This is a genomic window from Niastella sp. OAS944 (assembly GCA_024809215.1).
In the GTDB taxonomy this organism is placed as follows: domain Bacteria; phylum Bacteroidota; class Bacteroidia; order Chitinophagales; family Chitinophagaceae; genus Niastella.
Genome location: JANUBW010000012.1, coordinates 303,878 through 315,034, shown reverse-complemented (window position 1 = coordinate 315,034; position 11,157 = coordinate 303,878). Strand labels below are relative to the sequence as shown.

Annotated in this window: 4 protein-coding genes; all 4 read left to right on the top strand. The window is 45.7% G+C overall.

Annotated features, from left to right (window positions below; translation table 11 throughout):
* Positions 1-30 precede the first annotated feature (30 nt).
* On the top strand, positions 31-2,136 hold the full coding sequence (locus GGD38_RS33895) for a right-handed parallel beta-helix repeat-containing protein (protein ID WP_375302547.1): 2,106 nt from the start codon (positions 31-33) through the stop codon (positions 2,134-2,136).
* 112 nt (positions 2,137-2,248) lie between these two features.
* On the top strand, positions 2,249-6,820 hold the full coding sequence (locus tag GGD38_RS33890; protein ID WP_375302546.1) for a glycoside hydrolase family 97 catalytic domain-containing protein: 4,572 nt from the start codon (positions 2,249-2,251) through the stop codon (positions 6,818-6,820).
* Positions 6,821-6,822: 2 nt separating this feature from the next.
* Positions 6,823-8,814: a glycoside hydrolase family 2 protein gene (locus tag GGD38_RS33885; RefSeq protein ID WP_375302545.1), complete on the top strand. Its 1,992-nt coding sequence runs from the start codon at positions 6,823-6,825 to the stop codon at positions 8,812-8,814.
* 31 nt (positions 8,815-8,845) lie between these two features.
* Complete coding sequence (locus GGD38_RS33880) at positions 8,846-11,128, top strand: FAD-dependent oxidoreductase (RefSeq protein WP_375302544.1); 2,283 nt, start codon at positions 8,846-8,848, stop codon at positions 11,126-11,128.
* The last annotated feature ends 29 nt before the right edge of the window (positions 11,129-11,157 follow it).

The window sequence follows — 11,157 nt, the reverse complement described above, 5'->3', positions numbered from 1 at the left end:
CGACTCTCCAGCCATTAACTATTGCTTCATATGAAAAAAAACAAACCATTCCTTTTCTTCATCTGCCTGTTGAAGATGGGCATTGCCTTTCATGCACATGCCATAAATAAACCGGTATTGCTGGCTCCCGGCAACGGCAGTAGCGGTTATGTTCGCAATCCGGGCTTTAGCTGGTCAACGGTTACCGGTGCTTACAGTTATGATATTGAGGTGGCAATCGATACCGGGTTTACCCAGGTGCTGGCCAGTCGCCAGGGTTTGTATATTACCCGCTTTGTGCCGGTAAAAATATTACCTGTTGGCAAAGTATACTGGCGGGTGCGGGCAATTGATACAACCGGTAACGACATAAGCGACTGGTCGTCGCGATTCACCTACATTGTAACAACACCGGCCAAAGTGTACAATGTGCCGGCAGGCGCTACTTTTAATGCATTTAAAGATACCCTGCGCAAGGCCATTGCCAATACCCCGGCTGTGATTAAACTGGCCAACACTACTTATACTTTTGATGCTGGTATTACCGGAACATTTTGTATCGATACCATCAATGTAAATGATCTTATTATTGAAGGCAATAATGCCAATATTATTATCAGTAATCATCCATCAACAGGTTTTATAAAACTGCGTAATTCCAATCGGGTAGCCATACGGCAGTTGAAAGTTGACTGGGACCCATTGCCGCATTGTTTGCTCGATGTTATTCAGGTTAACAACGCCAATCCCAATACGCTCGATATCCGGGTACGGCGGCGGCAGGTGGTAGGACAAACAAATGCTTATTATCCCGACATTTTTAACAACGCATCTTTTACGGACCATTGGTCATGGGCTTTTCTGCTCGATGTTGCTAACCGCGGCAGTTTAAAAAGAGTGCCGCGCAATGTATTTGGGCTTGGCGTTAACGACGTAACGCCTTTAGTCGATATTGATCCGTATCAATACCATATAGTTCATCCGGGCTCAACCTCTGGTCAGTATTTTTCGGTGGGTGATATTCTGGCCATAGTGGCGCGTGACAATGTGGGCTCTTTTATAAGCACCTATAATTGTGTTGATGTTACCTGCGATAGCATCATCAACTACTCCAGTCCTATAGGTTGTTATTATAGTTATGAAGGAAGTGAAATGAAAGTGTTGAATTGCCAGTCTGCGTTAAAAGATACCTCGCGATGGGTGTCGGCCAATGCCGATGGCGTGCATTGCCGGGCAAATTTGATAGGGCCGTGGATAGAGGATTGCTCCTTTACAGGTAATGCCGATGACGGCGTGGCGCTTTATAACAAAGGGATGTTTGTAATGACAAAGAACAGTACCACCAGCTTAACGGTTAAGCCCGATTTTATGAATCTGGCTGTGGGCCATACGTTCAAGATGTATATTCCGAAAACGGGTTTTGTTTCTGACCCGGCGTATGTGGTAAACGCTGTTACCGCCAGCAGTGGTAATTATATTATTGATTTTTCACCCGCTATACCGGCTGCCGATTATGCTGCCATGACCGATGTAGGCCTGGCAGATCTGCAACAAAATGTGCAGTTGTTTAATGTGTCGTTACGCAATGAAAAGTTTATGGTGTATAATAACCAGTTCACCATTAGGGGTAGGGGAGCCATAATAAGATCGGCAAAAGGTATGGTAAGCAATAACCGGTTTTACCGTTGCTCATCGCCGGCTGTAGCATTTTATAATGAAGCGGCCTCGTGGTACAACGGTTTGTATAGCCGTGATGCATGGATCATGAACAACGATATTCAAAATTGTGGTTTCGACGACCTGGGCGTAAAAGCCGGTTCCATACATGTAGTGTTTCATAAGATAGCACCGGTAGGAAGTGTTTATAAGGATTCTATTTCGTTGTACCGGCAGCATGCCAACCTGTTTATTACCGGAAATACAATTAAGAATCTTTCGCAACATGGAATTACGCTGTTTAATGCGTCAACCAGTAAAGTGCTGAACAATAATTTTATCAGCGACATCACCACGTTCCCATTATCTGGTAGCCATTACGGCATTTTTCTAGATCGTACCAATGCCTGTACCATTCAGGGAAACCAATTTTCAGGTGAAATAAGAACATTGACATCCAATATACAGGTCATTAATAGTACGAATGTAACCAGTCAGTAAAGGGAATAATGAATTGGGAACATTCCCACTAAATGGGAACATTCCCGGAACTTTTTTGTAACAAAACCTTTGCACAAAAGCCATTGGCACAGGTAAATTTGGCCATCGATACATGCGTTTATTGCTTACCATATGTTTGTTCATCAGTTATACCGCATTACATGCGGCAGACACCCTGCTGTTGCAAAGTCCCAATAAGAAATTAAGGGCAACCGTATACTTAAACGATGGCCATCTTTTATACAGTTTAAAAAGTGGGAACGAAACCTTGTTGTCGCCTGCTCCATTGGGTATTCAGTTCAGTGATCGTACTATTGGCGTAAAGAGCAACGGGCTGGCCATGCTGCGGAGCTACACCATTCATGAAACCCGTTCTTCACGTATAAACAGCACCAGGGCGCTGAACCATTGCAAAGGTTATTTGCTTACAGTTCAGCATAACCACATTACCGACACTATTGAGTTCAGGTTGTTTGATGATGGATGTGCGTTTAGATATCTGCCTGCCTTAAAAAATACAAACACCGTACAACAGGAACTTACCAGCTTTACACTGCCTGCCGGCAGTAATGTTTGGTTTTTTGAAAGGAACAGCGATTGGAAACTGAAAAGCTATGCCGGGCTATGGATGCGAACAGCAGCCAGCCGTTTACCTGAAGTATCGGGCCAGGGCCCAATACAGGGAAAACCGCTGGTGGTTGAATTGCCTTCGAATAAATACCTGGTATTGTCAGAGGCGGCCCTTTATAATTACAGCGGGTTGCGGTTTAAATCCATTGGCAATAATACATTACAGGCAAACTTTACGGAAGGGACTGATGGCTTTTCGGTTCAACCCAATTGCCGCACACCCTGGCGTGTAATACTCTATGCCGCCAGTTTACATGAACTGGTAAATAATAAGATCATCGAGCTGCTTAATCCTGCACCTGATGATGGCCTGTTTAAAGATCAGACGTATATACAACCGGGCCGCAGTGTATGGAGTTGGATAACCCGCAATGAGCATTATCTGGCGCCGGCTGAAGAAAGGAAATTCATCGATGCTGCCAGCGAGCTTCATTTTGAATATACATTGATAGATGATGGCTGGGAAACCCAATGGCCAAACAAATGGCAACAGCTGCAGGAGTTGTGCAGCTATGCAAAAATGAAAAAGGTGGGCGTATGGGTTTGGAAACATTCCAAAGACATGCTCGACCCATTACAGCGCGATCGTTTTCTTGACAGCGTTCGTATGGCCGGGGCCGTAGGTATTAAGACCGATTTTATGAACAGCGAGGCCAAACCGCTGATCGAATTTGAAATAGGTTTATTACAGGCCGCTGCCCGGCGTAAGCTAATGGTAAACTTTCATGGTTGCCAGGCGCCAACCGGCGAAAGCATTACCTATCCCAACGAACTAACGCGTGAAGGTATTCGCGGGATGGAGCTGAATATTATGAAAGAGCCCATCCCGGCCTGGCATAATGCGGCCTTACCGTTTACCCGCTTTATATGTGGCCATGGTGATTATACCCCGGGCTTCTTTACCAATAGAGGCAATACAACTAATACACATCAGTTGGCTTTGTTATATCTTTTTAATAGTCCGTTCCAGTGCCTGGCCGAAAACCCGGTCACTTTGTTGCGCGATACCACCTACGCACCCATTCTTCCTTTAATAAAAACATTACCTGTAACCTGGGATGAGACCATTGTGTTACCTGGCAGCAAGATAGGTGCGCTGGCCGCTTTTGCCCGGCGAAAAGGGAACGATTGGTATGTGGCGGTTATCAATGGTGCCGATAGTACAACCTCCTTTGAATTGCAGCCCTCTTTTCTGCCCAAAGGGAAAAAGATGAACGCGACAATGATCACGGATGCATTGGGCGATAAAGGATTTATTAGCGAACCTGTTGAATTAAAAGCTTCAAACAAATTCATGTTGCAACCGGCGGGTGGACTGGTTATACAAATATCCCCTTCCCCCGCATTTTCACCTGCTTTTGTTGTGTTGTATAATGCAACCGATCCCGCCATGGAATTAAAACCAGCAGGTATAAAAAAGGTAGATTATAATGTGCTTACCTGGAAGGTGAGCGACAGTACCAGGGCCGATTTCAAACAAAAGAAAATAAATGCTTCCATGGCCGGCGATGGTTTCGATGATCGCATTTTGCGAACAAAGGCCGACTGGCGTACTGCTAATATTTATAATGCCGGCGAACGAATTGTGTTGCAGGTAAAGGAGGTAAGGCGAAAAGGCGATACGGTTTTCTATAGCAATGAACCCAATGAACGATTTGAATTACAGGCCTGGCTTATCACCAACGCAAAGCCATATCCTTTATTGAAATATTCATTCAAGGCGTTACAACCGGGTTACTACAGTGTTGGTTATACGGGGGCGCCTGCTTTCGATCAAAATAAAGTAGCGGGTATTTGGCAGCCGCTGATCTGGCAGGAAAAGCGTATTCCCGATGCCGCTTATTGCACGCCTGCATTTATGGCCACGCTGCCTACAACGCTGGTGTATGATGGTACAAAAACGGTTGGCGTGCTCGCTTCGCCTGAACAGGTCCCTTTTCAGCCATTGCCGGTGTTGAACAATAGCCGGTTTGGCGTATCGCTGATAAATGAACAAAAATTATTACAACCTCAACTGTATGCGCCATTACCCGGTGGGTATTTGTCGCAAATGGCGGCCGGCGCTACCTTCAATTTCTCTATGTACCTGGTAACCGAAGCGAATACTATTACGGGTACATACCAAAAGATCGCTAAGGAGTTGTTTGGTTTTGGTAATTACCGGCGCAATGATATTGCCTCGTTAAATACGGCTCTGGATAATATAGTCGATTACTCATTGTCGCAATACGCCTGGTTTATTGATAGCTTAAAGGGCTGCGCTTATTCAACCGATGTGCCGGGCGCTGTTAAGAACGTCTCCAGTTTAAACCCGTTGGAACTGGCGCTGGTGCGCGACGATTCAATGATGTTTGAAAAAAGAGCTTATCCGCTGATGGAGTTTATGCTGTCGCGTGAAAAGTTCCTGTTCAGTTTAGACAGTACCCAAAAGATCCAAAGCCCTTCACGTAAGTTAAAAGGCCCCATTGCGCCCTTGTCGGAGCTGGTGGCATTGTATAATGTCTTTGGTCGTACAAACGGGTTTTACCTGCAAATGGCGCAAAAGGAATATGGCAATACCCGCGTGCGCAATATGAATGATAAAGAGTTGGGGAAGAACTGGATCAATGCCATGATGCTGTACAGGGCCACTGGCGATAAAAGCATGCTGCAGGCGGCCATTGCCGGCGCAGATAAATATTTGCAACAAAGGATCAATACACCGCAGACAGCGTTTAATGATCCCCTGCAGGGTAGTTATTTCTTCTGGCCCACCTTTACCGGCCGGTGGATTGAATTTCTTCAACTGTATGAATTAACGGGTGATAAAAAATATCTTGACGCTGCCTATGAAGGCGGTCGTAACTATTGCCTGTTTACCTGGATGTGCCCGCGAATACCCGATAGTATGATCACGGTGAACAAAGACGGCAAAGCACCTATGTACTGGTACCTGAAATCTAAAGGCCACAAACAAATGTATTATGCCGAAGAAAAAGCGCCGGCCTGGCGTTTATCAGAAATAGGGTTAACGCCGGAATCTTCAGGAACGTCAACCGGGCACCGGGGAATTTTTATGTCGAACTATGCACCGTGGATGCTGCGCCTCGGTTATTATACCCGCGATACTTTTTTAATGAATGTGGCAAAAGCGGCTATTATTGGCCGGTACCGCAGCTTCCCGGGTTATCATATTAATACGGAGCGCACAACTGCTTATGAGCAATTTGATTTTCCCTTACATGCGCATACCGATCAAAGTGTAAATAGCTTTCATTACAACCATATAATGCCCATGGCATCTATGTTGCTCGATTACCTGGTGACCGATGCTTTTGTGCGCAGTAAGGGCGGTATTAGTTTTCCTGCCGAATATATGGAAGGGTATGCCTACCTGCAGAACAATATGTATGGGATTCAAAAGGGTAATTTCTATACACAAAAAGAAGTGCAGCTTTGGATGCCCGCCCGTTTGCTGAATATTGACAATGTTGAATTGAATTATATAGCTGCCCGTAAAGGCGATCGGTTGTCGCTGGCATTTACCAATCAAAGTGGTAAACCGGTTACAGCAAAGGTTACAATAAATCCTGCTCTTGTAACCTGTTCGCGTAACAGCACTATTGTAAGTTATACCGGTAAACAAAAAACGGTGTTGAAGGACAGCAGTTTTACAGTGCGGGTTGATGCCAATGGAATAACTGCTGTTGCCATTACACCGGTGCAAACAAGGTCTTCTTTTCAGGAGAAGTTGCTAACCGCCGATGCTGCGCCCGGTAACGATTATGTAAAGCTCGCTACGGGTAATGCCCATGCCATGTTGTTTCAGTTAGGTAAATACGATCGCCGGTTATATGTGTACCTCGAAGATGATGATAATTTGTACAAACAGGTATCGCTTACTTATACCATTCAGAACGGTAAGGAGCAGCAGATAGTTGATGCGGCCTATCCGTTTGAGTTTACGGCGCCTGTGCCGGCTAATGAGCCTGTGACGTTTCAGTTATCACTGGTTGATGTAAATGGCCAGGTTACAAAAAGCAATAAAGTAGAATTGGGAAATAAAACCCATTAACAATGAAACGTAAAACCTTATACTACACTTTATTGATGATGGTTATGTTGCCGCCGGGGCTGGCTGCACAACCAACACGTACACAATTTCTCAATGATCAATGGACCTTTGCCATAGACCCATTAAAAACAGGCGAGGGCAGTGGCTGGCATACTGCCGCGTTTGCTGCCGGCGGGTTCGATAAAGTACAGGTGCCGCATTGCTTTTCTGTTGATCCGCGTTATTTCTTTTATACCGGTACCGCCTGGTATTTTAAACAATTTGCAATGCCGGCCATGCCTACGGGTTACCGGGCCTGGTTGCGATTTGACGCAGTTTTTTATAAAGCAACTGTGTGGGTAAGTGGGAAAAAGGCAGGTATGCATGAAGGTGGTTATACCCCATTTGAAATAGATATAACCGATCATTTGCTGGCTAACAACCGCCTTACACTGGCGGTGAACAACGAATGGGATACCACTACCATCCCGGGCGCCAAAACCGCCGGCGCCTTACCGGCCAATGCCGCGCAAATGGTAGCCTGGATGAACTATGGCGGTATTACCCGGCCCGTGCAGTTGATTGTTCGCCCACCAGTATTTATACAGCGGATGCAGGTAATCACCGATGTTGCTAATAAAAAGGGTGATGCGCTGGTGCGCATAAAAGCAATTATAAATAACAATACTTCGCAGGCTGCATCAGCTTCAATAGTCGCCAATATTTATTACAATAAACAAAAATTGCCGTTTAGTGGTAAGCCAGTTAATAAACAGGTTTCTGCTAATGGTAATACCCTGATTGTTCTGGAAGGAAAATTGCCCGCAGCAGCGGTTAAACGCTGGTACCCCAATGACCCTCATCTGTACGAAGCCGAAGTGATCTGCAACAACGATACACTCGCCAGCACTTTTGGTATTAGAAATGTTGAAATAAAAGGCACGCAAATACTTTTGAATGGAGAACCCATTCGCTTGGGCGGTGCAAACCGCCCGCTCGATTACCCGGGCTATGGCTCCATTGACCCCGAACATGTATTGATAAAAGACCTGCAATTGATGAAACAGGCCGGTATGGAATTTTGCCGCCTCAGCCATTACCCCGTTTCCGAATCATTACTGAATAAAGCTGATAGTATAGGCCTGTTGCTTATTACTGAAGCGGGCAACTGGCAAATGACTTCTAAACAAATGGCTGATACGGCTATGCGTGCAAAGTTCAGGTCGCAAATGCAGGAAATGATAGAACGCGATTGGAACCATCCTTCTGTAATCGCCTACAGTTTGGGTAATGAGTTTGAATCGCAAATGCCGGAAGGGCAGGCCTGGGTAAAAGACATGGGTGCATTTGTAAAAACGCTCGATACAACCCGGTTGATCACTTTTGCCAGTTATCATGTTTGGCGCAACAATATAAAAAAACCGGAAGATGAGGCTTCACAATATGTTGATTTTATCAGCGCCAATATTTATGGCAGTCATTTAAAGAACCTGCAGCATATTCATGAGGTGTATCCCAATAAACCTGTTTATGTTAGCGAATTTGGTATACGGGTCACTGAAAGAAATACAGAGGAGGACCGCATTGCGCATTTCAAAAAGGCATTCGTTGATTTTCGGCAATGCGATTACCTCGCCGGCGCTTCGGTATGGTCGTTTAACGATTATATGAGCCGTTACCCCGGTACTGATGCAAGTGGTTACCGCGCCTGGGGACTGGTTACACCCGAACGACAAATACGCCCCGCCTATACAACACTGCAAACGGAGTTTGCACCGCTTGTTATACAAACAAAAAAAGAAGGAGAGCAATTGAGTGTACTGGTAACCGCCAGAACTGATTTTCCAACGCGTACGCTCAGGAACTGCCAGTTGCAATACGGTAATACTATAATAAAATTAAACACGCTGAAGCCGGGTGAAAGCCAGCAGGTAAAACTGCCTGTGCAGGGCGAAGGCGTTCGGTTGTCAATTATACAATCGGGCAAATTTGAAATACTAAAACATACTCCATAACCAAAACCTATTCTAAATAATAATTATAACGATGAAAGTTGATAACAGTACAGGCAGGCGTTCATTTGTAAGTAAAGAAATACAGGCCGACCTGGTGGTGACCGGTGGTGGTTTATCGGGCGTTTGTTGCGCCATTACCGCTGCCCGCGAAGGATGTTCGGTGGTGCTGGTGCAAGACAGGCCGGTATTGGGTGGCAATGCCAGTAGTGAAGTGCGGTTGTGGATATTGGGTGCTACATCGCATATGGGCAATAACAACCGCTGGGCGCGCGAAGGCGGTGTGGTTGATGAAATATTGGTTGAGAATACGTATAGCAATCCCGAAGGCAACCCCGTTATCTTCGACATGATCCTGCTCGATAAAGTGGTTGCCGAACCGAATATAACCCTGCTGCTGAATACGGCCGTGTACCATGTTGATAAGAAGAATGAAACTACCATTGCATCGGTAAAGGCATTTTGCAGCCAGAACCAAACAGAATATGTTTTACACGCGCCTTTGTTTTGCGATGCCTCCGGCGATGGCGTTGTTGGTTTTTTGGCAGGTGCTGCTTTTCGCATGGGGGCCGAAAGCCGGGAAGAATTTGGCGAGAAGTTCGCACCCAATAAAGAGTATGGTGAATTGCTGGGGCATACTTTATACTTCTACAGCAAAGACACGGGCCGGCCGGTAAACTTTATACCACCTGCTTTTGCTTTGAACGATATTACAAAGATCCCGCGTTTTAAAACTTTCAATACAAAAGAGTTTGGGTGCAAACTATGGTGGATCGAATATGGCGGCCGTTTAGATACCGTGCACGATACCGAGCAAATAAAATGGGAATTGTGGAAAGTGATCTATGGCGTTTGGGATTATATAAAGAACTCAGGCAATTTTCCCGAGGCGGTCAATCTAACACTGGAATGGGTGGGCACTATACCCGGCAAACGCGAGAGCCGTCGTTTTGAAGGCGATTATATGTTGCGGCAACAGGATATTGTTGAACAACGGCTCCATAATGATGCAGTAGCATACGGTGGCTGGTCAATTGACCTGCACCCCGCCGACGGCGTGTTCAGCGAAAAACCAGGTTGTAACCAATGGCATAGTAAAGGCATATTTCATATCCCTTTTAGAAGCTTATACAGTAAGAACATCAGCAACCTCTTCCTCGGTGGGCGGCTTATTAGCGCTTCGCATGTAGCATTCGGTTCAACCCGCGTAATGGCTACGGCGGCCTATGCCACACAGGCGGTAGGTATGGCTGCCGCGCTTTGTAAGGCGCATAATATACTGCCCGCCGACATCATTCACGATGATCTTATACAACCTTTACAGCAGCGATTGTTAAGTACTGGTCAGTATATTCCTGGTTTGAGTTTGCACGATAAAAACGACCTGGTGCAACAGGCCGCTATAACCGCTTCAAGTGAATTGGTGCTTACCGAACTGCCCGAAGATAATTTTCTAAAACCATTGGAGTTGTCGGTGGCGCAAATGGTGCCGCTGAACGAAGGAAAAGTAGAACCATTTATCTTTCATGCACAGGCAAAAACAGCAACCAGCCTGCAGGTAGAACTTCGTATTAGCAGCAAGGCGGGTAACCATACGCCCGATATTACAGTTGCTACGCTTACATTACCTATAGAGCCTGGTCGTAATTGTTTACAGGTGAAGTTTGATGCAGTGATGAAGGAGCAGGCATATGCGTTTATTACGTTCACCAAAAACCCATTGGTAGAACTGCATTATACACGCAAAAGAGTAACGGGTTTGCTGTCGGTATTCAATACCATCAACAAAGCGGTTAGCAACTATGGAAAACAAACTCCACCCGAAGATATCGGTATGGATGCCTTTGAGTTCTGGTGCCCGCAGCGCCGGCCCGAAGGGCATAACATAGCCTTTAAATACCCGGCCGGGTTACCATGCTTCAAAGCTGAGAATATTGGCAATGGCATCGACAGGCCGGTAAATACGCCCAATGCCTGGGTGGCCGACTGGAATGATGCTGCCCCGCAGTTAACTATCAGCTGGCAACAACCGCAAACCATAGGTACAATAGAGCTGTTCTTCGATACCGATTACGATCATCCAATGGAGTCGGTGCTGATGCAACACCCGGAAACCATAATGCCTTTTTGTGTGCGGAATTATCGTATAAAAGACGATGCGGGAAATATTATTGCTGAGAAAAAAGACAATCATCAAACCCGTAACAGGATCACATTATCCAAACCCGTACAAACCTCGCAATTGATCATTGAAGTAGAACATCCATCAGCTGATGTGCCTGCGGCGGTTTTTGCGGTGAGGTGTTATGATAAATAATAAAAGGTGGGCCACCCTTAGTTGCGACG

Coding starts and splice junctions, on each gene's coding strand:
- GGD38_RS33895 (WP_375302547.1), top strand. CDS start 31: ATGAAAAAAAACAAACCATTCCTTTTCTTCATCTGCCTGTTGAAGATG.
- GGD38_RS33890 (WP_375302546.1), top strand. CDS start 2,249: ATGCGTTTATTGCTTACCATATGTTTGTTCATCAGTTATACCGCATTA.
- GGD38_RS33885 (WP_375302545.1), top strand. CDS start 6,823: ATGAAACGTAAAACCTTATACTACACTTTATTGATGATGGTTATGTTG.
- GGD38_RS33880 (WP_375302544.1), top strand. CDS start 8,846: ATGAAAGTTGATAACAGTACAGGCAGGCGTTCATTTGTAAGTAAAGAA.